This is a genomic window from Nitrospira sp. Kam-Ns4a (assembly GCF_965152595.1).
In genome coordinates, this window is the sequence record NZ_OZ224218.1 from 1,510,808 (window position 1) to 1,532,688 (window position 21,881).

A 21,881-nucleotide genomic window follows, 5' to 3' on the forward strand; every position below is an offset into this window, starting at 1 on the left:
CCCACACCCGGGCGCGGCTCAGCCGGCCCGGCGTTGTTCCTGCCCCGCCGCCGTCCACCCCGCAACTTGGGGCATGCGCTCGCCCAGCCACCGGGCGAGCACGCCGTCGAGCGACCACCGGCCTCCGCCGCTGATCACGAGCGCGGCGCTCATGCCAATCACGAGCAGGTGGTACTCGAACCCCTCGCCTGGCTGCTGGCCGAACCAATTCATGAAGAACCCGTTGGGCCAGTGGACGGTCCAGATCGCCCCCACCATGATGACCGCCAGGCTGGCGGCGGTGAACCGGGTCAGGAAGCCGAGGGCCAGGCCGAGGCTCCCGAAGGACTCCGCGATGATCACGAGGAACGCGACCAGCCATGGCAGGCCCAGCTTCTGGGTGAAGAAACCCATGGTGCCGTCAAAGCCAAAGCCCCCGTACCAACCCAGGAGCTTCTGCGCGCCATGAGGAAACATCACCAGGGCCAGCACCAGACGGAGCACCAACGGCGCCCAACGGTCATCGGTCTCGAAGAACCTGTTCATGTGCATGGGAACCCCTCCTTTCCGCGGCACGCATCATCTGCGTCATCTCCTCGGCCGCGTCACTCACATGGTCGTGAACGTGCCCGTCCGCAGCTCCTGCAGGGTCTGCTCGATCTCCGCCTGTGTGTTCATCACGAACGGGCCATACCGTGCGATGGGCTCGTGCAGCGGTTTTCCGGAAACCAACAGCAAGCGGGCAGGGCGCTCACCGGTGACGATTCTCACCTCATCGCCGTCATGATGCAACACGACGAGTTTGGGGCGCGACACCCCAGTTCGGTGTGTTTGTTCCTCTCCGGTCAATTGTGCCTCTCCCTCGAACACATAGGCAAATGCCACGTGTCCCCGTTCGATCGGCTGACTGAACGAGGCATAAGCAGGGAGGGAGACGTCCAGGTAGGTGGGAGTGGCGGCGATCCCGGTCACCGGACCGCTGACCCCGTTGATGGTCCCTGTGATCACCCGAATCTTGACTCCGCCTGCTTGGGTGATTTCCGGGATTTCGGCCGCCCGGACCTCCTGGTAGCGCGGCGGGGTCATCTTCAGCTTCGCCGGCAGGTTGACCCAGAGTTGGAATCCGGCGATCCCTTCCGGGCGAACCTGCGGCATTTCCTCGTGCATGATCCCGCGTCCGGCGGTCATCCATTGCACGTCCCCGGCCCCGATGCGCCCGGAGTGGCCGAGGGTGTCCCGGTGCCGCACCTCTCCCTTGAGCACGTAGGTCACGGTCTCGATGCCCCGATGGGGATGCAACGGGAACCCGGCCCGATAGTCTCGGGGATCGCTGGACTCGAAGTGATCCAACAACAGAAAGGGATCGAGGTGGTCCAACGTCCGAGTCCCAATACTTCGCTTAAGCCGCACGCCCGCGCCTTCCCTCACCGGTTCCGGCTCGATGATCGTTTCGATACGACGAGGGAACGCCTTCATGGCAGCCTCCTTGCCCCTTCGCTCGCGCCGCGCGTGACGGCGGCGGTCTTTCGCCCATAGGTGCGGACCTTGATCGGCACCCATCGGTCTGCCGCAAGCACGGCGAGCAGCAGCACGACCGGGACCACCAAAGCTAGGCACACCGCCAGCCAGGACATGACGTCAGTTCCGTTCTTGCGATTGCAAAGCGACCGCCCCCACGCCCGCTCTGAGGGCACCCGACACGGATCTCCGGCGGTTGTCCAGAATGACCGGATCAATGACCTCGCCGCACCGCGGACAGCCCGCGCCGGCCAGCGCATCCGCCCACCCTTCACCATCGGGCTCTCGTCTGTCGCGGCGATCATTGCCATCGCCCGGTCACCTCCGCCTTTCAATCGGGCGCTCTCGCTCATGGGTCTCTCCCGCCACGCGATCGAGCTGTCGCGATCAAGGACGTTCCCTCCGCCTTTTGCTTTCGACAACGGAGGTAGGCAATCACCGTTCCAGAGAATCTTGCGCTTCGGGATAAGCACCCAACTCAGCGAAAAAACAGAAAGCGTTCCTTGACCGATCTCACAGATCGGCAAAGATATGGAATGAAGTGACGAGCGCTTCCTTGCCGGGATCTCGGCGGATGCCGATATGTCGGCACGAGTAGGCGACCGGCGGACGGTGCAGGCCGGTCTCGTATTCTGACGGTGCCTGACCCCACGGTGAGCAGTTCAAGGATGTGCCCGTTGAGGTCGCGGACGTAGACGCCCCGCCACCGCCGCGATGATTGATATCCAGGCTTTCCAACGCATTCGGCTCGCTCCCGTATGGAATGCCTCCGGCCTGGATGCGGCCGAACATCGCGTCGAACTCCGCTTCGCTGACCTTGAACGCGTAGTGATGGACGTTGAACCGGCCGACATGTCGTCGAAATCGAGCGTCAGGGTCTCATTCACGCGCACGGGTGCGAAATACCCGCCTGCGCGCTCATCGAATGGCAGTCCGAAAATCCGCGCAAACCATCTGGCCGACGCAACCTTGTCATGGGCCGGCACCACCGTGTGATTTAACGTGATCACCACGATTCGCCCTCTGCCTATAATGAGCGGAATGACCTCGCCAGCACCGCTTGGCGCTCTCCCACGGGCGCCTTTACAGGACGTGCGACTCCCGCGGCATCACCGGTCGGGATCAGAACCTCTGGACATGACATGAGGGTCCATCAGGCCTGCCTCGATCGCGCCGGGGACCCGCAGCATTGTCACGTTATCCACGATTTCCAGGGTTGTAATGGAGAGGGTGTCCGACGCGAGGGCGAGGGGCAACGCCGCACCCGGCGGCATCCCGGCTCGCACCAGGGGAGGCAACGTCATGAGATAGCCGGAGGCGAAGGCCAATCCGACCGCGAGCGCGACGGTTTCCCAATTGCCCCAGCCCAACGTGGTGCCGATGACCATCCCGAGCACTTCACCGATCGCGCAACCGGTGAGGCAATGGGCTGTTGCGGACAAGGCTATTTGGTTCAACGAGGTCGTCACATGCGCCCTTCGATAGTTCTGATTCCTGTGGACCCGAGCGATGGCAATGACTGTTCCACAAGCGACCAGGAACAGGGGGGCGTCGAGATCATGCAATGCAAACGAGGAAATGATGGAGCGAGGCGGAGTCGCCGAGGGAACGGAGCGCGTTGGTGACGAGAGGGACGCGCCGAGGGACCGGCACGGTGCCGAAATGTCGGCGTGCCAAGAAAAAATGGATAGGCCGCTACCGCTTCCGGGCCGGAACGCCCACGACCTGAGGTGCGGTTCTGCGAACGTCTGTCGTTCAATCGCCGATGCCGTCTGTCGAGCAGGAAACTCCGGCGGGCGAGAGATCCCGGAGCCGGGCGCAGCCGCAGGCGCAACTTCCGAACGTCCGCCACTGGGTCGGTTGACTGGTACTGCTCCGACCGCTCACTCGCTAGACCAGCCTATGCCGTATCGCTCAAAGAAGGCCGTGAGGGAGGGCAGCCCGTTGGTGAGGAGCACGATGCCAAACACCACGAGAATCATTCCACTCACAACCGAGACCGGACCGAGATACTCCCGGACCTTCTTATAACAGAAAAGGAAACGGTCCACTCCCAGGGCAACGACAAACATGGGCAGGCCCAGTCCCAGCGAGTAGTACCACAGCAACGTCACGCCGTCCCAGATTGTTTCGGTTGTCCCGGCATACATGAGCACCATACCCAGCACCGGACCCACGCAAGGAGTCCAGCCGGCAGCGAACGCCGCCCCGATGAGGACGGAGCCAACATAGCCTGCGGGACGGCGATGGAACCGTACCAGCCTCTCGCGGGTGAGAAACGTGGGCTTCACAATCCCCATCAGATACAGCCCGAAGAGGACGATCAGGGCTCCGCCGATTCTCCGAATGAGGTCTTGATAACCAGCCAGAAACTGACCCAGTGCACTTGCCGATGCCCCGAACGCGACGAACACGCCGGAGAATCCGGCGATGAACAGCAGCGCGTTGAGGATAATTGAGCTTCTGACCCGGTATCGCTCGCCTGCTCCCGTGAGCTGGTCGAGGGACAGTCCTGTAAGGTACAGGACATATGATGGCACCAGCGGGAGGACACACGGAGACGCGAAGGACACGAGCCCCGCCAGAAACGCCGCCAGTAACGATGCCTCGGGAACCATCTTTACCCCTTCACCCTCGCCAGGAACTCCAGGAACTTTGGATTGTGGAGCACCCCGGCGCCTCGATGAACCAGGACGATCGTCCCCTTGGCGTCCAACAGAACGATCGTCGGCGTGGCCGTCACCTTGAAAGCCTGTGCGACATCGTTGTCGATGTCAAAGGCGGTCGGGTAGGTAAACGACTCCGGATGCGCCTGGACATACCGCTCGATGTTGCCACGCAGGTCCGAAAATCCGATCGAGATCATTCGTAGTTGGGGTGGCCGGTCCTTCGCATAGAAACGCCCCAGGACCGGCAATTCCTTCTGGCAAACCGGGCACCAGGAAGCCCAGAACACCAGCAGGGTCGGCCGGCCCTTGAGCGTCTCCCCGTTATAGGTCTCGCCAGAGAAGGTCACCAGCTCAAACGCGGGCGCCGGCGCTCCTGACAGAGCCGTCACTGCCTCTCCAGCGATTCCTGGCGACCCTGACAGGCCACACTCGACGAGCGCCAGGAGCAGCACACGTGTCCAACGCCGACGCATCTCCCACCTCCTCGACTACGGCTTGATCGGGTTACGGTTTGATGTAGATGTAGCCCTGCTGCTGGAGATCCGCGATCCGCTTCACCGCGACCGGATGCAGCGTGGCGACGAATCCCTTCACGAGATTGTCCAGCGTCTTGTTGTAGAGCTTCATCGAGACCTGGCACATCTCGGCATGCACGCCCTTGCTCATGGCTTGCTCGAACCGTTTCTTCAGCTCCGGGTCCACCGTGTCGTTCTCGAAGAGCTCGAGCGCCGGCCCGTGCACGATCAGCTCGACATCAATATTCTCCGGACCACCCTCCGCGTCGATGTGCTTGTTGATGAGCGCCAGGGCATACTTTGCGACCTCCGGGTCTTTCCCATCGACGTGGTACAGCACCTTGACTTTGTCCTTCTTGGCGCTCTCTGCAGCCCGCACCGGGTCCAGCCCGGTGAACAGCATCGTCAAGGCCGCGACCGCCACTGCGACGAGCGACATGCAGATTGTTGCTGAGCGCTTGATCATGGCATCCTCCCCTGGGTGAGGTGTGAACCGTCGCACACAGCACCAACTCATGCTCGCAACGTACACGTGTGGGATGGAGGGCGGGTAGAGGACAGCTCCCCGGCTGACGAAACAATTCTGCCCCTAGTCAGTAGGGGTGAATGCCCCTATGGGGCTAGGGTTTGGAAAGGCGCTGGGTATAGTAGACCGCGGCCTGGGCGCGGCGGGTGATGCCGAGCTTGTGGAAAATGTTGGTGAGATAGTTCCCGACTGTCTTGTCACTCAGGTTGAGCGCGACGGCGATCTCTTTGTTGGTCTTGCCTTCGGCCACCAGCGCCAGGACCCGTTGCTCCTGTGCCGAGAGAGGGTCTCGCCTCTCTTCCAGAGGCGAACTGGAGAGCGCCTTCACGCGCCCCAGGACGCGCTGGGTGACCGCAGGGTCCAGGATCGATTGCCCGTTCGCAACCGTCCGCATCGCACGGACCAGATCATCACTGCTGACTTCCTTCAGCAGAAAACCGTCGGCTCCAGCCAGAATCGTCGCCAGCACAGCGTCATCATCGGCATACGAGGTCAGAAAGAGGACTCGCGTTTGCGGTCGTGCCGTCCGGATCTCGCGACAGGCCTCCACCCCGCTGCCGTCGGGCAGCCGCACGTCCATCAAGATCACGTCGGGCTTCACACGAGCCGCTTCGGTTACAGCCGCGATCCTGGTTCCGGCTTCGCCGACGACCTGAAAGCCACCGGCCTCGGTGAATAAGGTCTTCAAGCCAAGTCGGAGGACTTCGTGGTCGTCCACCAACAGGATACGAATGGGCTTCGATTCAGGTGGAGGCATGGGCTGGCTCTCGCGGCAGATCGCAGATAATTCGTGTCCCCCTGCCGGGCTCGGACACCACGCTGAGACTGCCACCGAGCTTCCGGGCTCGAGCTTCCATGTTCTTGAGCCCATGTCCGGTCGGTTGCCTGGCCGCGGGTTCAAACCCTATGCCGTCGTCTTCGACGGCGAAGCGGACATGGCCGTCGCGCAGTTCGAGCAACACCTTGCCGGCCTGGGCTCGAGCGTGGCGGACGCTGTTGCTCATCGCTTCCCGCGCGATGGCCACAAGATGGTTTGCCTGCTCCGCCGTCACCAAGGCCGCAGCCGCGGGGTCCACGGTTAGTTGAAATCGTGTTTGGATCGGGCTGTCCATGCTTCGCACCAGCGCGGCCAGGGCGGCTTCGAGCTCTTGGCCGTTCCTGATCGGCGCTTCCAATCCGACCAAATACCCGCGAAGATCGCGAATGACCGTCTGCAGATCCTTCACAGCGGCTTCCAATCGTCCGGCTGTTTCCTGTGGAGCGACCTCTGCCTGCCTCTGGCATCGTTCGAGGCCCAAGGCGATCGCGTAGAGCGCCTGGATCGCTCCGTCATGCAGATCCTCGGCCATGCGCTGCCGTTCGTCTAGGGCCTCCTTAAGCCGGTGTTCGCTCCGGCGCAGCGTTTCCTCGGCCTGCCTGGTCTGAGCCAAAGAGTGTTTCAGATCGGCGACGATGCGCAGGTAGCCTTGGCCGAGGTAGCCTAACATCAGAAGGCAGGCGGCGAGGCGTAAGGTGTGCCAGAACCACCAGCGCGTGTCCCACATGACCGAGTACATGAACACCAGTTCGGCCAACGCGAAGAGGAGGGCAAGACAGGCGAACAAGTAATCTTCTGACCGGTCAGTGCGAGCGTAGTCCGCCAGCAGCCGCCAGGCCGCGGCGAAAAACAGCAGAGAGGCCAGGCTTTGGGGAGCCACCGCCGTCGGGGTGAACTCGCCGCTCCTGATCATCTCAGGGACTTGCGCGGGTGTCGCCAGCACCCAGATCCCGAACCCGACGGTGCCGGTCGCGGTGAGCCACGGGAGCCACGACCTGCGTGGAGCGGCCTGTTCCGAATCGGAGCGCCAGACCGAGGCGAATCCGACGCCGCCGACGAGGCTGGCCATATTTCGCAGCAGCACGAATCCGTTTCCAGGCTCGGCAATCGCGTGACAGATAGCCAAGAGTCCCATGCCCAAAAGACCGGAACCCAGCGCCTCATACTTCCCGCCCTGCAGGTACTCCGAGCGCTGGAACAGTACGCCTGCCATCCCGATCGACGCGAGCCCGCCCAAGGCCTCCATGGTCGAGTGGAGCGGAAGGTGTTGCCAGCGCCAGTCCGGCCACAATCCTTGCAGAACCGGCCCGGCAAGGAGGCTCACGGCTGTGCCTACGCCCAGGAGCACATAGGACGGAACCGATCGGCCGATCATAGCCATCAGGACCTCAGCGGGCCGGGAGGGTGGGGCGGACGATGCCAAGCTTCTGCATGCGGGACTGGAGCGTCGTCCGCTTCATGCCCAGCCGGGCGGCGGCGCCCTGCGGCCCGCCAATGACCCAATTGGATTCATGAAGCGCGCGCAGGATGTGCTCGCGCTCGGCGGCCTCGAGCGTGCCCACCCGAGCGTCCGGGGCGGCCGGCGCCGGCTCGGTCAAGGGCACATACAGCTCCGGCCCCTCGGACAGGATCACCGCGCGTTCGATGAGGTTCTCGAGCTCGCGGACGTTGCCCGGCCACGCATAGCGCGTGAGCGCGCGCATGGTCTCGGCGGGAATGCGCTCGATCCGTTTGTCCATCCGGCGGGCGAATTTCTGCGCGAAGTAGCGCACCAGCATCGGAATATCCTCCCGGCGGTCCCGCAAGGGCGGCACGGTGATCGGAAACACGTTCAGCCGATAGTAGAGGTCGCTGCGGAACTGCCTCTCGGCGACCATTTGCGCCAGGTCTCGGTTGGTCGCTGCCACCAGGCGGACGTTCACCCGGATCGTCTTCGTGCCGCCGAGCCGCTCGAATTCCTGCTCCTGGAGCACCCGCAGCAGCTTGGACTGCAGCTCGAGGGGAATGTCGCCGACCTCGTCCAGAAACAGCGTGCCGCCGTCGGCCAGCTCGAACCGGCCGACCTTCTGCGCGATCGCACCGGTGAAGGCCCCCCGCTCGTGACCGAACAGCTCGCTCTCCAGCAGGCCCGTCGGAATGGCCGCACAGTTCATCTTGACGAAGGTCCGCTCCCGGCGGGCACTCAGGTTGTGGATCGCCCGGGCCAGCAGCTCCTTGCCCGTGCCGGTTTCGCCGAGGATCAGCACGGTCGAGTCCGTCGGCGCGACGACCGCGACCTGTTTGAGCACCCGCCGGAGCGCGGGGCTGTCGCCGATGATCTCCTCGAAGTTGTACTGGGTCCGGATCTCGTCCTCGAGGTAGAGCTTCTCCTTGGCGAGCCGTTCCTTGAGCGCGCTGACCTCCTGGTGCGCCAGCGCGTTCTCCACCGCGATCGCGACCTGGGTGGCGACCTGGACCAGCAGGTCCACGTCCTCTGGGGAGAAGGCGGCCGGCGCCCGGCTCGCCAGGTTCAGGGTCCCCAGGGCACGGTCATGCGACAGGAGCGGGATACAGGTCACGGATTTGACTCCTTCGGCGAGCAGCAGCCTGACAATCTCTGAAGAAAAAGTCTCCAGATCCTTCTCGTGAAATATCGCGGGCTTTCTTGTGCGAAAGGCGACGCCCGCAGGGGAACCATCCACAGGCCCCACGAGCCCTTCCTGGATCAGGCCTTTGCTGTCCGGGAAATCCAGCGCATAGAGCCGGAACCGATCGCGCGGCGGCTCATACAACGCGAGGCTGGTGTATTCGTGGCGCATCACCTCGCGCAGGTACTTGCTGACGGCCTCGAACACCGCCCGCAGGTCGAGATGCGACACGACGGCATTGTTGACCTCGAGGAGCAGCCGGAGCCGGTCCCGCTCCTTGGTGAGTTGCCGTTGGGCCGATTGCGCGCGCTCGTAATTCAGGACATTGTCCACCGCGAGCGCGACCTGGGCAGCGACCCGCTGGAGGAACGTCACGTCGGCGTCGCCATAGGCCCCCTTCTGCAGGCTCCCGAATCCCATCGCGCCCAACCGCCGCACGGGCGTCGTCAGGGGGACAAAGCAGAGCGACTGGATCCCGTCTTCCCGCGCGAGCCGGGTCATCGTAGGCCAGCGCCCCTCTTCGGCAAGATCCGAAATGAGCACCGGCTGCTGCGTTTGCCACACCACACCAGCCGGCGAATCGTCCACCGGCGCTTCGTGGCCACCCACAATGTCGGCCGGTACGTTCGCCTGCAGGGTGTGCAACCGCATCACGTGGCGCTCCGGCTCGTATAAGGACAGGCCCACGAAATTCACCTGCACGACGCGCGGAAGCCGCTGAGCGAGATCTCGGAACAGCTCGTGGAGGTCGTGGTGCGCCGCGATGGCCTCGGCCACTTCGAGCAAGGCGCAGTATCGGGCGACTTCCGATTCGGCACAGGGCTGGCTCTGCGGTTCCGTCATGGCCGTAGTATCGCCTGGGCACCCGTCACCCTGCAACCTGGGTCCGGCCCGCGCCCCGCCGCTAGCGAGCTCGCTGAGGCCGCCGGACGATGCGGCAAGAGCCGCTCGGGGAGGAGCCTGCGCGGGTCAGTGGGTGGCGGGTGGATAGGCGGGTGGCCACTCGCGGATGCGCGCCTCGGCTTCGGCGAGTTGGGCGGGCGTGAGGCGGTTTCGGGCCGCCTCCATCGAGTGCAGGGCATCCCTATCGCCGTGCCGGACCGCCAGGGCGAACCACGTATAGGCCGCGAGGGCGTCCGAGGCGACGCCCTCGCCTTTCAGGTACGTGAGCCCGAGGTTGTGCTGCGACTTCGCATCGCCGGCCTGCGCCGCGTGCCGGAAATGGTCCAGGGCTTCGGCGTAGTCCCCATGCCGGTACGCGCGGCTCCCGAGTTGGTAGTGCCACAGCGCGCAGCCCGGCAGCGCCGACGTCAAGGATAAGGCCATGACCAGCAGACCGGTCGGACGAATCGCGGCGCGACGCATGTGAGTCCCTCTCATGGGCGATCAGGGGCGGCGGCGCGCGGCGCGGAGGCCGGCCAGCAGGGCCTCCGCCCGCGCCAGCTCCTCCGGCGAGATGGCGGCTCGCCCGAAGCGCGCGCGGCAGTACAGCTCGGTGAGCGGCTCGACGAAGGCGCCGGCCGCGGCCCATTGACGGCGCACCGCTCGCGCGAACTCCAGGGGGGTCGCGCCGGGCGGCTTGCGGAGGCCGCGGCCTTCCAGGAGCCGCAACATCCGAACGTAGAGCCGCACGAGGGGCGTCTGCTCGGGCGCCTCAGACGTAGCACGGCGCCCGGCCCTCGACAGGGCCCGTCGCCGCCACGCCACGAACAAGCCCAGCACGGCCAACCCGACCCCGAGAGCGACCCACGGCATCCGGCCGGAGGCCGGCCTCCAGCGAACCGCCTCACGCCAGGCTTGCGCCGCCGTCCTGACCTGATCCGCCAGCCAGGCGGACAGGCGCCCGGTCGCCTGCTCGCCGCGCTCGCGCAACCCGTGCGCGATCATCGCCTGGTCGCGGAAGCTGTACTGGACGACGAACCGATCCCACTTGAGCCGCAGCGAGTCCACCCACCGGCCGACGAGCGCCGCAAACGGGCCCGCGGGAGCTGCGCCCACGCTCGGCGTCGGGTCGAAGGTGACCCAGCCGGAGCGCGGGAAGTAGACTTCCACCCACGCATGGGCGTCCCGCTGCCGGACCGCGTAGTACCGGCCGAAGTCGTTCCACTCGCCGGACAGAAACCCGGTGACCAGCCGCGCCGGAATCCCGAGCGTCCGGAGCATCAGCACCATGGCTGTCGCGTAATGCTCGCAGTAGCCGCTCTTGCGGACGAACAGGAAATCCTCCAGCGGCCGCGCCGACACCTCCGTCCCCGTGTCCAGCGTGTAGCGGTACGTGACGCGCAGGAACCGCTCGACGGCGCGCACCTTCCCCAAGACCGTTTTGGCCTGGCCACTCACCTCGGCCGCCAGCTCGGCCACCCGCGGGCTCATCGGGGGGCGCTGCAGGAACCGGTCCGCGATGGATCGCGGATAGGCCAGCACGGCGGCGGTCCGGTCCTCCTCCGCGATCCGGTCCGGGATCGAGAAGGCGCGGTACTGGAAGCGCACCGAGGCCGGGTACGGGAGGTGCAGGCTGCCCATGCCGTCGCCCTGCAGGGCCAGGAAGCCGCCCTCGACGGTGTCGACGAAGGGGGCGGCGAACAGGACCGTCGTGTCCAGCACCTCCATCAGGATTTCCTGGCGGAGCCCGGGGAGGCCCAGGGGCTGCCCCCGATGGGGTCCGTCGGGGACCTGCAGCCGCGCGGCCGGCGCCAGGAAGGCCCCGCTGGCGGATCGCTCCAGCAGGTGCCGCGGGTTCAGGCTGTTGATCCAGGCGCGCCCGTTGTACACGTCGAAGGCGGAGCCGCGAAAATACAGCCGCTCCTCGACCGGGACCTGGTGATCGGGCAGGATCACCCGCATGACGATCGTCTCATCTTGCTTGACCGAGCCGATCTCGCCGAGGTCCACCGTGCCCGAAAAGCCCGTCGTCCTGATGGCGTCCACGCGCCGCTTCTCGAAGAAGCCCGCGCCCACCCGGGGCGTGACGAAGAAGATCGCGAGCGTCAACGCCAGGGCGCCGGCGGCGAGGCCGTTGGTGGCCCAGAAGAACTCCTGCGTCAGCGGGCTCCGCACCGGCCCACGGCGACCCGCCTCGGCGGCCTGCGTCGCCGCGCCGTCTCCTCCCTCCTCGGGCTCGCGCCACCCGGCCTCGCCGGTCAGATGGAACAGCAGGAGCGTCCAGACCGCGGCCAGCAGGTACAGGACGAATACGGCCCCGTACCACAGCTCGACGGTGAGCGCGGCGCAGGCCAGGAGCTGGAGAAAGCTGATGGCGTGGAGATGCGTGCAGTCGGCGCGCTCCCGCAGCGTGAGCAGCTTGCTCACCATCAGGACGACCAGCAGGTGCACGCCGGCCGTGAGGAGGTCCCGGGAGATCCAGACGAGATCCACCACCAGCGCCGCGCAGGCCGCGAGCAGCAGCCGATTCCAGATCTGGCGGGACCATCGGAGCGGCCCCCAGTCCGGCATCCAGCCCGCGGCGCGCGCGGCGCTGAGCGCGAGCGCGCCCACCCCGAGCGCGCTCAAGACCGGCGGAAGCTGGCCCATCAGCAACAAGCCCGTGAAGGCCGTGGCGCTCAAGAGCAGCGAGCTGAAGCGGAAGGCGACCTGGAGCGTCACCGCGCGTCTCCCGGCCGGACGATCCGGCCCACCCCGCGACAGGCCTGTTCCAGCCGCGGGTCCACCCAGGGCAGGATGAGGATCGCCAGCTCGCCCGAGGCGCCGCGGGCCCCGAGGTCGCGCCAGCCCGTGGGGAGCTCCTGACGTGGTCCCGCGACCGTCGGCTGGCACAGGGCGAGGACCCGCAGAATGCGATGAAGGTGCGCCGAGCCGGCGCCGAAGGGCACCTCGTCCGATCCGACCAGGAGCCGGAGGCTGTAGCCGCGCTCCTCGAACGAGGCGGCCAGCGAGGCCATAAGCGACACCGCGCGCTCGAACGCCTCGGCGACCGCGGCCGGTACCGACGGCTCCGCTGTCCCGCCTGCCGGCCACGCCGTGGGCAGGGCGAGCGTCACGCGGCGCAGGTCCTCGAGCTCGGTCTCCCGGATCGTCAAGCGGGCCCGCCGCGCCGAAGTCTTCCAGTGGATCCGGCGGGAATCGTCCCCCGGCTCGTAGTCCCGCAGATTGGAGAGCCCTGCTCCCGGGCCTCGCTGCGGGAGACTCTGCTCGTCCCCCGCGGCCGGCAGCTCCCGAGCCAGCCGGTCGGGCAGCGGGACGATCTCCGGATAGACCGCAATCTCCGTCGCCAGCGGCCGTGTCGCCGTCTTCCGGAACAACCCGAACGGGAACCGCGTCTGCAGCCTCACCCCCTCGATCCGATAGAGCCCGCGCCGCGGGAACAGGATCGGGTAGGTCTGCAGGGAGAAGCCGCCCGGCGGGAGATACGCCACGTGAATGCCCCGATCCACGGCCACGCCTCCGACGACGTCCTGCACCTGAAGCGAAAAGGTCGGGAAGCGAGGTTTCTTATTTGCGACGGACAGTGAGGCCGTCGCCGGGCGGTTGGCGTAGACATGCTCCGGCAGGCGCCGCCGCACCATGAGGCCCCGCAGGCACCGCTCGGAGAGCAGACCGGACACCACGATCAAGCTCAACATCATCGCCAGCAACAGATAGAGGAGATTGTTCCCGGTATTGATCGCCGCGACGCCCACGCCGAGCGTCAGCAGGACGAACCGCGAGCCTTCGGGGGTCAGGCGCACCGAGTAGGGAGCGAACCAGCGGAGAAAACGGCGAAGGCAATCCCGATTCATGGGCCAGTGGCAAGCCGCAAGTGACCAGTGGAAGAGGTTGCGTCCATACCGCTAGCCTCTCGCCCCTAGCCCCTCGCCCCGGTTTCAGAGCGGCACTGGCACCGAGTCCACGATGTCCTGAATGACCTGCCCGGCCTCTTCGAAGCGCCGGCTGGACCCGCCCTGCCCAGAGCTGAGCAGCACTCGATGCGAGAGCACCACGGGCGCCAGCTCCTTCAGGTCGTCCGGCAGGCAGTAGTCCCGCCCGCGGGCCAGCGCGAGCGCCTTCGCCGCGGTCTGAAGCGCGAGCGCCCCCCGCGGGCTTACCCCCAGGGCCAGCAGCTCGCTCCGCCGGGTCTCGGCTACGATGGCGAGCAGGTACTGCTTGAGACTGCCCTCGAGGCGGACCCGCTCGGCCCGCTGTTGCAGGGCGAGGACCTCCGCCACCGAGGCGACCGGCTTCAGGTCGTCGGCCGGATGCAGCACCTGCTCGCGATCGAGGATCTTCTTCTCCTCGGCCGGGTCGGGATAGCCGATCCGGATCCGCATGAGGAACCGGTCGAGCTGCGACTCGGGGAGCGGGAACGTGCCGTGATACTCCATGGGATTCTGGGTCGCCACGACCATGAACGGCGCCGGGAGCGGATAGGTTTGGCTGTCGACCGACACCTGCGCGTCGTTCATCGCCTCGAGCAGGCTGCTCTGGGTCTTGGGCGTCGTGCGGTTGATCTCGTCTGCCAGGACCACGTTCGCGAAGATGGGGCCCGGCTTGAACTCGAAGGCCTGGCGTTGCTGGTTGAAGATCGAGACGCCCAGGATGTCGGATGGCAGGAGGTCGCTCGTGAACTGGATGCGCCGGAACGAGCAATCGAGCGAGCGGGCGAGGCTGTGGGCCAGGGTCGTCTTCCCCACGCCCGGCACGTCCTCGATCAGCAGATGCCCGCGCGCCAGGAGGCACACGACGGCTAGCTCGACCACCTGGGTCTTCCCCTTAATGACGCGCTCGATGTTCGCCTGAATCGCGCGGATCTTCGCGGTGGTATCCATGCGTTGACCGGACTATCCCTCGCGACGGGATGACGGGCAGAGCTTAGCAGAGGGGTCGGGGGCCGTCAATTTACGGAGGGCGTTTGGACGAAGCGTGCGGTGGTGCTTTCTTCGCTGGAGCTGGGTGCCAGAACGAGCTCGCGTCGTCCGGCTTCTTACTCCGGCACCAGCACGACAAACCAGGGCGGCGGCTCCTCGGTCATGTGCGCGAACAGGCGCGCGGTGGAGCTGGCCGGCACACCCTCGAACACTGCGCCGCGGCGGATCTGGACGTAGCGAAAGCGAGCGGGCGGCCCCGGCTCCCCGCCCGTGCTCAGCACGCGGGGCAGCGCCGCACGCAGCGGCGCGATCTCCGACAGCGCCACCGCCTCGCCGAGCTGGAGCGCGGACAGGCGGGCGTGGACCTCGCCGAAGATCTCGCGCAGCGTGCCCGGCTCAAAGACGACATCGGCCGGCCGGTAGCAGTCGTCGGCGAGCAACTGGGCGAGCAGCTCCCAGAACACCTCCGCATCCACCGCGGCCAGGACGCCGAGCTGCCCGCGCTGGGCCACCAGCTCCAGCAAAGCGAGCGGCCCGCGAATCTCGAACTTCCAGGGGGGAAACAGGAGCGCCTGCCCCCCATGGCGCACCTCGAGCGCCGCCTCGCCGCCCTCGCGCACCAGCCGGAACTCCCCCTTGGTTTCGCGCAGGCGGCGCTCGATCACCGCGCGGGACAGGCGCGTCGGCTCGAAGGCGCAGGCAGGCGTCGGCGGCGCATAACAGGCGGCGATCGTGTACCGCGGCCGGAGGCCTTTGAGCCGCCCCAGCGCGAACATGTCCTGCCCGCCCCAGAATCGGAAGTGAAGGCCCGGGGTCGGGTAACACCTCAGCCGATCCAGCCGCGCCCGGTCCGCGTGCAGCCGCCCGCCCAGCTTCGAGTCCGGATGCAGCCGGTCTACACAGTGGAGCGTCAGCTCCTTGGACCGGGCCGCCAGCCGCGGCACGTACTGGTCGGCCAGTTCGGCGGCCAACGAGAGATCGCCCGCGCCAAGATCGAGCACCGACGGCTCATCCACATCGAGCAGGAGGTCAAAGGGATTGGCGGCGCGGCGGACGAGGTCTTCGATCTGCGTCGGCGCGAGCGAGGAGCCGGCCGCCGCGCCGGCTGGCTCGGTGAGCAGTCCGAAAAGCAGGCAGAGGGCACGGACGGCCTTGGTGGCGGGCAGACCGGTGAGCTGCTTGAGCGTCTCGGCGGGCAGATCTTGGACGTGCGCGGCGTCGCCGGCGCCGCGTCTCGGCCGACCAGCCGGCTGGAGGCCTCCCAGGCCTGTGGGTCCGACTTCCGGGCCTGGCTGAGCCGGGCCCGGAAGTCGGCGAGCACCCGCGGATCAAGCCCCATGGGGGCTCAGGACGTGGCGCTCCATGCCCCGCCAGAGGCCGTGCCACTTCTCCATGGCGAGCAGGGCGTGGGCCCGCACCTTCTCGCGCTGCTCCTCTAGGTTGGCGTAGGCCGCCAGCGCGGCGCGGAGCCAGTCGCCGTGCTGGAGCTCCTCGAAGAGATGGGTCTGGAAGAAGCGGATGTCCTCCAAGGACAGGTCCGGAAAGGTCAGGAGCCCGCCATACAGGTAGCGGTAGGTCAGACCCGCGGTCGTCTCGATGCCGAACGAGGCGCCGAGTGCGGACGGCAGATCCCCGTGGAGGAAGACCGCGCCGATCGTGTCAATATAATCCTGCGCCTCGGGACAGAGGCGCTCGTCGGCGAGCGTGGCCCGGTCAATCCCCAGCCGGTCCGCCAGCCGGAGGATCTGCGCGGCGTGCACGTCCTCGCGCACCCCGCCGCCGTATTCCGAATAGAGGACGCGCATCAATTCCAGCCCGATCCCCTCGTCCTTGTCGGAGAGGTTGTATAGCAGCCCGATCAGGATCTTCCGGAACTGGATGCCGAACCGGTACCACTGCCGGACGAAGCGCCGGAGCTGCTCGCGCGTGACGCCGCGATGGAAGGCGACGAAAAAGGGATTCTGGTGCACCGGGAGGGCTTGGAGCTCTTGCTCCAATGCGCGCAGGAATTCCTGGGCTGAGGGCTTGGTGGTGAGGTTCGCCATCGGATGCACCGCCGCAGGAGCGCCAGCGCCAGCATAGCCCCGCCCTCCCTGGCCGTCAAGATCGCCGACTTGCCGAGCCCCGGCGGCTGTGGTAGGTAGGAAATTGGGGCCCGCCCTCCTCGGCCGGCACGCGTATCCGATTGGCCGTCTGGGTTTGTCGGAGACACCGAATGGGCAAGTGGTTTCCCGCCTGTACCGCCCTCATCCTGATCGGCCTGCTCGTCGCGCCCGCCGGCCGCCCGGCCGAGCCGGACAGCGCGCCCACCAAGCCCCTGTTTCGGGAATGGCAGGTGCTAGACGCGCGGACCGCGCAGCCGGTCCCCTTCGACGACTGGATCCGCGACCTAGCCGCGACCCAGGTGATCTATCTGGGCGAGGAACACCGCAACCGCCATCACGTCGAGGGAGCGCTGAAGATCCTGCGGGCTCTGATCGCACGAGGCCGGCGGCCGATCCTGGCCCTCGAAATGTTCGGCTGGGACGGGCAGCCGGCACTCGACCGCTACGTGGCGGATCACCGGACGACGCGGGAGCGGTTCCTCCAGGAGGCCCATTGGGAGCAGAACTGGGGCGGCGCCTTCGAAGAGTACGAGCCGCTCATCGCTTTCGCGCGGGAGACAGGGACGCCCGTGCTCGCGCTCAACCCGCCGCGCGCGCTGGTCCGCCAGGTCGCCAAGCGCGGCCTCTCACAGGCGCTCGCGGACCCGGAGATGATGCGCTGGGGCATGCTGAACGAGCCGCTGGCCGACGAGCCCGCCTACCGCCGGGTCCTCTTCGACCAGATCCGGCGCTGCCACGACGGCCTATCGGACGAGGCCTATCAGCGGATGTACGAGGCCTCCCTCTTCCGGGACGAGGGCATGGCCAAGACGATCGCCAGCTTCCTCGATCACCCGCCGGTCGGCGCCGGCCCTGTCGTAAGCTATACCGGCGGTGGCCACATCCAGTACCGTCTGCCGGTCCCCAACCGCGTCCAGCGCCGGCGGGCCGGCACGGTCACGCAGGCGACGATTTATTTGACGGCCTTCACGCCGGACCGGGTGGAGGAGATCCAGGCGCTCCTCCGAGACGGGATTGCCGACTACCTCTGGCTGACGCCGCTGAGCGCCCACGGGGCGCCGCGCCGCTGCCGGTAAGGCCGCCTTTCTTTCTCGGTTGATCTTCGAGTACAATGCCGCCTCTGTTGGGGCGCGAGACACGAGGTGAGGAGGACTGCATGGCCGATCAGGTCGTCATCGCGCAGCGCGGGCCCTACGTCTTGGAAGTCGGGCCAGGCACGGTGTACTGGTGCCGGTGCGGGCGGTCCAAGACGCAGCCCTTCTGCGACGGCTCGCACACGGGGACCGACTTCGCGCCCCTGGAGGTCGAGTTCAAGGAGACCAAGCGGGTCGCCTTCTGCGGCTGCAAGCACACGAAGCGTCCGCCTTTCTGCGACGGGACGCACTCGAGAATCTAGCCGTCAGGGCAGCGATCCGCGCGCAACCAGGAACTTCCGGCCGACTTCACGAGCCCTCGGATGCGAAGAGCCACTGGCTGGCGCGTTCGGCCCGGGAACGCCTGGATGCGATCGAGGTCCTGCGGCAGATTCCTCTCTGGCTACGATCCACTTTCCGCCAGACTGCAAAGCAGTCTTACAGTTGCTCACCTCGACAGAGGTGGCTCCAAGACGCGCAGCGATCGCAACGCGCGCTGAGCGACTCCCCTGATGGCGCTCCTCAGGACGGATCTTGGCCCCGGACCTAGGAACAACCATCAGCCTGCCATTCGCCACCTCGCCAAGGCCGATCCGGTCTTGCGCCGGCTGATCGCGCGCCTCGGCCCCTGCACGCTCGTCCCGCGCCGCGACTACTTTGCCACCCTCTGCGACTCGATCATCTCGCAGCAGCTTTCCGCCCCGGTGGCCGCCGCCATCTACGACCGCTTCGCCGCCCTGTTCCACGGCCGCCGTCCGACTCCCGCGGCGCTCGCCAAGACGCCGGTGCTGCGCCTGCGCGCCGCCGGCCTGTCTCGGCAGAAGATCGCCTACCTGAAGGACCTGGCGGCGGGCTTTTGCGACGGCCGCATCCAGCCGCGGCGGTTCGGCCGCCTCTCGAACGACGCTATCATTGCCGCGCTCGTCTCGATCCACGGCATCGGCCGGTGGACCGCCGAGATGTTCCTGATGTTCGCGCTCAACCGGCCGGATGTGCTGCCCGTGGACGACCTGGGCATCCGGAAGGCAATCCAGCGCTGGTACGGGCTGCGCCGGCTCCCAACGGCGCGGACGATCCGGACCATCGCCAGACCCTGGCACCCCTACGAGACGGTGGCCTGCTGGTATCTCTGGCGGAGCCTGCGGCAGGACTAGGGCCCGCGCACGACCTCGCGTCGGTCGGCAGCCCCGCAGCTTCTACGTACGCCGTTCGGCGTATTGGCCTCCCGTCGCCCTTCTCGTAAGCTGCGGGACAGGTTCCTAACCAAGGAGGAACTCCCATGCGGCCTCACTGGTTTCGATCCGCCTTGTGGTCGGCGCTCGCCTTTTGGCTCCTCGCCGGATGCGCAACGGGACCAGCGGACGGTTCGGGCCGGACCGCCGGCTTCGGGCCGCGCCACGTCGAGGGCCGGCAGCTCAAGTGGTCCATGGACCTCGCCCCCGGCTGGCTCGGCGGCACGCCGGACTTCTGGGAGCGGAAGCTGGCGGCCGCGCCCGTCGGCGGCGGCCCGGACGCCACGGCGAGCCTGCTCCGAACGATTCGAGCCAACGACATCTACGCCGCGTACAGCGCCGAAGCCATGAAGGGGAACCCTCGACCTACCCGGTTCGATATCGCCGAGCTGTACGTGGCCTTGGCCCCGGAGGCGGCCGCGATCGGCGATCCGGGATTCCGGGCCAGGCTCTGGCAGGCCTTCCAGGCGAGTGCCGCGAAGATCAATCCGGCGAACCGAATGACGCTCGTGAGCGAGCAGTCCATGAAGACCGGCGGGCAGCCGGCCTACCAGGCGATCTTTCGGACCGACTCGGCCGACGGCACGGCCCAATACCAGGTGGTCCACTACGTGACGTTGCTGAGCGGAGAAGTCCAACTCTTCCAACTCCGGACGCGGGGCCCCGACTTCGACGCGCGCTACCAGGACTTCTCCGCCATGCTGGCGACCGTGCGCTACGAGCGGGCGCCTTCCGAGGCGCCCGCCTACGTCGGGCAGCGGACCCGCTTTTCCAAATGGAAAATGGGAATGCTCGGCGGGTGGTACGGCGGAGGCCAGGAGTATTGGGCGCAGCGGTTCCAGGATCTTTCTTCCGCGGCAACCGCCGACCGGGCCCAGATCGCGCAGATGTTGGACCGGGGCGGCATCGCGTTGATCCGGCCGGACAAGAACGAGAAGCCCTGGAGGCCCGTGGCGACGATCCTGATCAACCACGGCCTTTTCCCCCGAGACACGTTCGACCTCGTGCAGTCCGCGGACGGCGTCGAGTTTCTCCGCAAGCATCTGGAAGGAGAGTACGGCGGCGCCGCCAAGACCATCGGCGCCAAAGAGACCGCGGTCGCCGGGAAGCGCGGGTTCGAAGCCAGCTTCCTGCTGACCTCTCCGAGCGGGTATGTGATGATCGTGCACCAGCAGTGGGTCCTGTCGGCCTCCCGCCTGCCGGGCGACGACCAGAACGTGGAGATCGGGATCTTCCAGTTGCAGACCGCGAGCTATGAGGGAGCGGTCCGGGACTTCGACCGGATGATGCAGTCCCTGGAATATGAGTGAGCGCTCAACCGGCGGGCCAAAGAGCTGCCGGAGCGCTGGACGAAGAGAAGCCGCACGGGCGGCAGACGCCACCCGTGGCCTGCAGGTGCGTGCCGTGAGGTCCCCGGGGTGGCCCCCGCCTCGGCGGGACAGCAAATCTCTGAAGCCGGCAGGACGGAGCTAGCTCTTCCGGCTCGTCTTGGCCATGACGCTGGTGATGAGCTGCTCCATCCGCTTGCTCTTACAGGACGGGCAGGTCACCGCACCGCTGTCATGGTCTTTGAGGCTCAGGCTCAAGAGCGCTTCCTTGCCGCAGTCCAGACACTTGTACTCGTACATCGGCATCGGCACCACCTCCCGGCTGTCCTTTGAGGCTCCGGCCAGACCCTGCCGCGTCGCGGGATGCGGCGGGAGCCGGCTCTCGCCCCGTTGTCCCCAGAGCGACGTTTTGCTATATTTTCAACACTCTCCGTTTCGCTTTCAACCCTTACCGTTCGCAGACGGGCCGCCGCCCTGGGAGGACAGCGGCGAGCCCAGCCCCTCGCACGGATTAGCGGCGGTGATGCGGCGGTTCAGGCTGGGAAGGAGACTAAACAATTACTGGTACTGGGTATCCGCCGCGCGCTCGACCCATTGCTCACACAACCCCTTGCTAAGGAAAAAGCAATGGGGACCCCGGCGCGGCGGTTCAGGCTAGCGTGGAATGGAGGGGGCGAGCCATGGAAGTTGAAGGCACCTTTAAGCTCAGAAAGCAGGAGACTGGCCCGATCGAAGTGACCTTCGAGCCGAAGGACAGCGCAACTGCGAGCAAGCGCACGAAGCGGTTCCCGACCTACGACGGCATGGTACGGTTCCTCACCGACATCGGCGTGAAGTCCGACAAGATTCCCCCGGCCTACGAGCTGCGGCCGAACCGGTCCCTTAGCATCTCGGACGTGAAAGTGGACCGGGAGCGCGTGGGCGCTTAAGACCGAGCCACCGGGAGCCTCTGGCGGCGGCCCGGAGATCAGGAACGGGCCGCCGCCGGCTTCGCGGTGAGGCGCATCACCAGCACGTACAGCGCGCAGAGAAGCAGGGCGAACCCGCCGACCAGGTCAGAGCGTTGCTTCATGGCCTGCACCAGCCCCTGCGGGTTCTGGATCAGGTCCGGCTGGCTCCCGAGCAGGTCCCCGCCGAACCAGGCCAGCACCCAGCACCAGAGCCCCGCGCCGATGACGGTCATGAGGCTGTAGAGGCCGAAGGGCATCCGGACCAATCCGGCGGGAATCCCAATCAGGTGGCGCACCACCGGAACGAGTCGGGCGAAAAACACCCCGCCGGCTTCATAGCGGGCGAGCCAGCGCTCCGCCCGCAGCAGCTTGTCCTCCGGGCAAAAGACGTATTTGCCATAACGAACCAGCAGCGGCCGGCCCAGCCAGCGCGCGACCCAGTACGTGGCCGCGGCGCCCAGGTAACTACCCACCGTCCCCGCCAGAACCACGCCGCCGAAGCTGTACCGGCCCTGGGTCGCCCAGTAGGCGGCCGGAGGGATCACGATCTCGCTAGGAATCGGGAAGACCGAGCTTTCCATGGCCATCAGCAGCACGATGCCCGCGTAGCCCCAGTCATGCACCCATTGGAACCAGAGACTGATCCAGTGATTCACGCGCGACGCTCCCGTGACAAGAAGC

Annotated in this window: 23 protein-coding genes and 1 pseudogene; 5 read left to right on the top strand and 19 right to left on the bottom strand. The window is 66.7% G+C overall.

Going from position 1 to position 21,881, the window contains the following annotated elements; translation table 11 throughout:
- Window positions 1-18: 18 nt before the first annotated feature.
- From ACWHYQ_RS07565 to ACWHYQ_RS07645, 17 genes and pseudogenes are all read right to left on the bottom strand, one after another.
- The gene (locus ACWHYQ_RS07565; RefSeq protein ID WP_447975545.1) at window positions 19-525 is read right to left on the bottom strand and encodes a DoxX family protein; all 507 of its coding nucleotides are present in this window, start codon (window positions 523-525) and stop codon (window positions 19-21) included.
- 63 nt (window positions 526-588) lie between these two features.
- A complete protein-coding gene (locus ACWHYQ_RS07570; RefSeq protein WP_447975084.1) occupies window positions 589-1,455 on the bottom strand; it encodes a pirin family protein in 867 nt (288 codons plus the stop codon).
- Window positions 1,452-1,613 (bottom strand): hypothetical protein, encoded by a 162-nt coding sequence (locus ACWHYQ_RS07575; protein WP_447975085.1) that lies wholly within the window; start codon window positions 1,611-1,613, stop codon window positions 1,452-1,454. The genes ACWHYQ_RS07570 and ACWHYQ_RS07575 overlap by 4 nt, the downstream gene beginning before the upstream one ends.
- A gap of 536 nt (window positions 1,614-2,149) precedes the next feature.
- Window positions 2,150-2,510 (bottom strand): annotated as a pseudogene (locus ACWHYQ_RS07580) (VOC family protein); the annotation flags it as partial.
- A gap of 96 nt (window positions 2,511-2,606) precedes the next feature.
- A complete protein-coding gene (locus tag ACWHYQ_RS07585; RefSeq protein ID WP_447975086.1) occupies window positions 2,607-2,966 on the bottom strand; it encodes a DUF4396 domain-containing protein in 360 nt (119 codons plus the stop codon).
- Between the two features lie 414 nt (window positions 2,967-3,380).
- The gene (locus ACWHYQ_RS07590) at window positions 3,381-4,115 is read right to left on the bottom strand and encodes a cytochrome c biogenesis CcdA family protein (RefSeq protein ID WP_447975087.1); all 735 of its coding nucleotides are present in this window, start codon (window positions 4,113-4,115) and stop codon (window positions 3,381-3,383) included.
- 2 nt (window positions 4,116-4,117) lie between these two features.
- A complete protein-coding gene (locus ACWHYQ_RS07595; protein WP_447975088.1) occupies window positions 4,118-4,555 on the bottom strand; it encodes a TlpA family protein disulfide reductase in 438 nt (145 codons plus the stop codon).
- A 115-nt stretch (window positions 4,556-4,670) separates the two neighbouring features.
- Window positions 4,671-5,147 carry a DsrE family protein gene (locus tag ACWHYQ_RS07600; RefSeq protein ID WP_447975089.1) on the bottom strand — a complete coding sequence of 159 codons (477 nt, stop codon included), beginning with the start codon at window positions 5,145-5,147 and terminating at the stop codon, window positions 4,671-4,673.
- A 154-nt stretch (window positions 5,148-5,301) separates the two neighbouring features.
- Entirely contained in the window at window positions 5,302-5,964 is a 663-nt protein-coding gene (locus tag ACWHYQ_RS07605; RefSeq protein ID WP_447975090.1) for a response regulator, read from the bottom strand.
- Window positions 5,951-7,405, bottom strand: coding sequence for a sensor histidine kinase (locus ACWHYQ_RS07610; RefSeq protein ID WP_447975091.1), 1,455 nt, complete (start codon window positions 7,403-7,405; stop codon window positions 5,951-5,953). Before ACWHYQ_RS07610 ends, ACWHYQ_RS07605 begins: the two co-directional genes overlap by 14 nt.
- A gap of 7 nt (window positions 7,406-7,412) precedes the next feature.
- On the bottom strand, window positions 7,413-9,494 hold the full coding sequence (locus ACWHYQ_RS07615; protein ID WP_447975092.1) for a sigma 54-interacting transcriptional regulator: 2,082 nt from the start codon (window positions 9,492-9,494) through the stop codon (window positions 7,413-7,415).
- 126 nt (window positions 9,495-9,620) lie between these two features.
- Window positions 9,621-10,016, bottom strand: a complete 396-nt coding sequence (locus tag ACWHYQ_RS07620) for a hypothetical protein (protein ID WP_447975093.1) — start codon at window positions 10,014-10,016, stop codon at window positions 9,621-9,623.
- A 21-nt stretch (window positions 10,017-10,037) separates the two neighbouring features.
- Entirely contained in the window at window positions 10,038-12,254 is a 2,217-nt protein-coding gene (locus ACWHYQ_RS07625) for a transglutaminase TgpA family protein (protein WP_447975094.1), read from the bottom strand.
- Window positions 12,251-13,387, bottom strand: a complete 1,137-nt coding sequence (locus ACWHYQ_RS07630; protein WP_447975095.1) for a DUF58 domain-containing protein — start codon at window positions 13,385-13,387, stop codon at window positions 12,251-12,253. Before ACWHYQ_RS07630 ends, ACWHYQ_RS07625 begins: the two co-directional genes overlap by 4 nt.
- A gap of 84 nt (window positions 13,388-13,471) precedes the next feature.
- The gene (locus ACWHYQ_RS07635; protein ID WP_447975096.1) at window positions 13,472-14,413 is read right to left on the bottom strand and encodes an AAA family ATPase; all 942 of its coding nucleotides are present in this window, start codon (window positions 14,411-14,413) and stop codon (window positions 13,472-13,474) included.
- 155 nt (window positions 14,414-14,568) lie between these two features.
- Window positions 14,569-15,453, bottom strand: coding sequence for a hypothetical protein (locus tag ACWHYQ_RS07640; RefSeq protein ID WP_447975097.1), 885 nt, complete (start codon window positions 15,451-15,453; stop codon window positions 14,569-14,571).
- Window positions 15,454-15,780: 327 nt separating this feature from the next.
- On the bottom strand, window positions 15,781-16,497 hold the full coding sequence (locus ACWHYQ_RS07645; protein ID WP_447975098.1) for a TenA family transcriptional regulator: 717 nt from the start codon (window positions 16,495-16,497) through the stop codon (window positions 15,781-15,783).
- Between the two features lie 170 nt (window positions 16,498-16,667).
- Between ACWHYQ_RS07645 and ACWHYQ_RS07650 the strand changes: the two genes are divergently transcribed.
- The 4 genes from ACWHYQ_RS07650 to ACWHYQ_RS07665 all read left to right on the top strand — a co-directional run bounded on the left by ACWHYQ_RS07650 (window position 16,668) and on the right by ACWHYQ_RS07665 (window position 20,232).
- On the top strand, window positions 16,668-17,633 hold the full coding sequence (locus tag ACWHYQ_RS07650) for a ChaN family lipoprotein (RefSeq protein WP_447975099.1): 966 nt from the start codon (window positions 16,668-16,670) through the stop codon (window positions 17,631-17,633).
- An 80-nt stretch (window positions 17,634-17,713) separates the two neighbouring features.
- Window positions 17,714-17,953 carry a CDGSH iron-sulfur domain-containing protein gene (locus ACWHYQ_RS07655; RefSeq protein ID WP_447975100.1) on the top strand — a complete coding sequence of 80 codons (240 nt, stop codon included), beginning with the start codon at window positions 17,714-17,716 and terminating at the stop codon, window positions 17,951-17,953.
- Window positions 17,954-18,202: 249 nt separating this feature from the next.
- Window positions 18,203-18,844, top strand: a complete 642-nt coding sequence (locus ACWHYQ_RS07660; protein WP_447975101.1) for a DNA-3-methyladenine glycosylase family protein — start codon at window positions 18,203-18,205, stop codon at window positions 18,842-18,844.
- A gap of 125 nt (window positions 18,845-18,969) precedes the next feature.
- Window positions 18,970-20,232, top strand: coding sequence for a hypothetical protein (locus tag ACWHYQ_RS07665; protein ID WP_447975102.1), 1,263 nt, complete (start codon window positions 18,970-18,972; stop codon window positions 20,230-20,232).
- A gap of 159 nt (window positions 20,233-20,391) precedes the next feature.
- Here ACWHYQ_RS07665 and ACWHYQ_RS07670 read toward each other — a convergent pair whose 3' ends face one another.
- On the bottom strand, window positions 20,392-20,556 hold the full coding sequence (locus ACWHYQ_RS07670; protein ID WP_447975103.1) for an FmdB family zinc ribbon protein: 165 nt from the start codon (window positions 20,554-20,556) through the stop codon (window positions 20,392-20,394).
- Window positions 20,557-20,930: 374 nt separating this feature from the next.
- Between ACWHYQ_RS07670 and ACWHYQ_RS07675 the strand changes: the two genes are divergently transcribed.
- Entirely contained in the window at window positions 20,931-21,179 is a 249-nt protein-coding gene (locus tag ACWHYQ_RS07675) for a hypothetical protein (protein ID WP_447975104.1), read from the top strand.
- A gap of 38 nt (window positions 21,180-21,217) precedes the next feature.
- Here the strand turns inward: ACWHYQ_RS07675 and ACWHYQ_RS07680 are convergent, their stop codons facing one another.
- Window positions 21,218-21,856: a DedA family protein gene (locus ACWHYQ_RS07680; RefSeq protein WP_447975105.1), complete on the bottom strand. Its 639-nt coding sequence runs from the start codon at window positions 21,854-21,856 to the stop codon at window positions 21,218-21,220.
- Window positions 21,857-21,881 lie beyond the last annotated feature (25 nt).

What these genes read in the sequence shown, in the direction of transcription:
- ACWHYQ_RS07565 (WP_447975545.1), bottom strand. Translation starts at nt 525, where the DNA reads ATGAACAGGTTCTTCGAGACCGATGACCGTTGGGCGCCGTTGGTGCTC.
- ACWHYQ_RS07570 (WP_447975084.1), bottom strand. Translation starts at nt 1,455, where the DNA reads ATGAAGGCGTTCCCTCGTCGTATCGAAACGATCATCGAGCCGGAACCG.
- ACWHYQ_RS07575 (WP_447975085.1), bottom strand. Translation starts at nt 1,613, where the DNA reads ATGTCCTGGCTGGCGGTGTGCCTAGCTTTGGTGGTCCCGGTCGTGCTG.
- ACWHYQ_RS07590 (WP_447975087.1), bottom strand. Translation starts at nt 4,115, where the DNA reads ATGGTTCCCGAGGCATCGTTACTGGCGGCGTTTCTGGCGGGGCTCGTG.
- ACWHYQ_RS07600 (WP_447975089.1), bottom strand. Translation starts at nt 5,147, where the DNA reads ATGATCAAGCGCTCAGCAACAATCTGCATGTCGCTCGTCGCAGTGGCG.
- ACWHYQ_RS07605 (WP_447975090.1), bottom strand. Translation starts at nt 5,964, where the DNA reads ATGCCTCCACCTGAATCGAAGCCCATTCGTATCCTGTTGGTGGACGAC.
- ACWHYQ_RS07610 (WP_447975091.1), bottom strand. Translation starts at nt 7,405, where the DNA reads ATGGCTATGATCGGCCGATCGGTTCCGTCCTATGTGCTCCTGGGCGTA.
- ACWHYQ_RS07615 (WP_447975092.1), bottom strand. Translation starts at nt 9,494, where the DNA reads ATGACGGAACCGCAGAGCCAGCCCTGTGCCGAATCGGAAGTCGCCCGA.
- ACWHYQ_RS07620 (WP_447975093.1), bottom strand. Translation starts at nt 10,016, where the DNA reads ATGCGTCGCGCCGCGATTCGTCCGACCGGTCTGCTGGTCATGGCCTTA.
- ACWHYQ_RS07630 (WP_447975095.1), bottom strand. Translation starts at nt 13,387, where the DNA reads ATGAATCGGGATTGCCTTCGCCGTTTTCTCCGCTGGTTCGCTCCCTAC.
- ACWHYQ_RS07635 (WP_447975096.1), bottom strand. Translation starts at nt 14,413, where the DNA reads ATGGATACCACCGCGAAGATCCGCGCGATTCAGGCGAACATCGAGCGC.
- ACWHYQ_RS07645 (WP_447975098.1), bottom strand. Translation starts at nt 16,497, where the DNA reads ATGGCGAACCTCACCACCAAGCCCTCAGCCCAGGAATTCCTGCGCGCA.
- ACWHYQ_RS07650 (WP_447975099.1), top strand. Translation starts at nt 16,668, where the DNA reads ATGGGCAAGTGGTTTCCCGCCTGTACCGCCCTCATCCTGATCGGCCTG.
- ACWHYQ_RS07655 (WP_447975100.1), top strand. Translation starts at nt 17,714, where the DNA reads ATGGCCGATCAGGTCGTCATCGCGCAGCGCGGGCCCTACGTCTTGGAA.
- ACWHYQ_RS07660 (WP_447975101.1), top strand. Translation starts at nt 18,203, where the DNA reads ATGGCGCTCCTCAGGACGGATCTTGGCCCCGGACCTAGGAACAACCAT.
- ACWHYQ_RS07665 (WP_447975102.1), top strand. Translation starts at nt 18,970, where the DNA reads ATGCGGCCTCACTGGTTTCGATCCGCCTTGTGGTCGGCGCTCGCCTTT.
- ACWHYQ_RS07670 (WP_447975103.1), bottom strand. Translation starts at nt 20,556, where the DNA reads ATGCCGATGTACGAGTACAAGTGTCTGGACTGCGGCAAGGAAGCGCTC.
- ACWHYQ_RS07675 (WP_447975104.1), top strand. Translation starts at nt 20,931, where the DNA reads ATGGAAGTTGAAGGCACCTTTAAGCTCAGAAAGCAGGAGACTGGCCCG.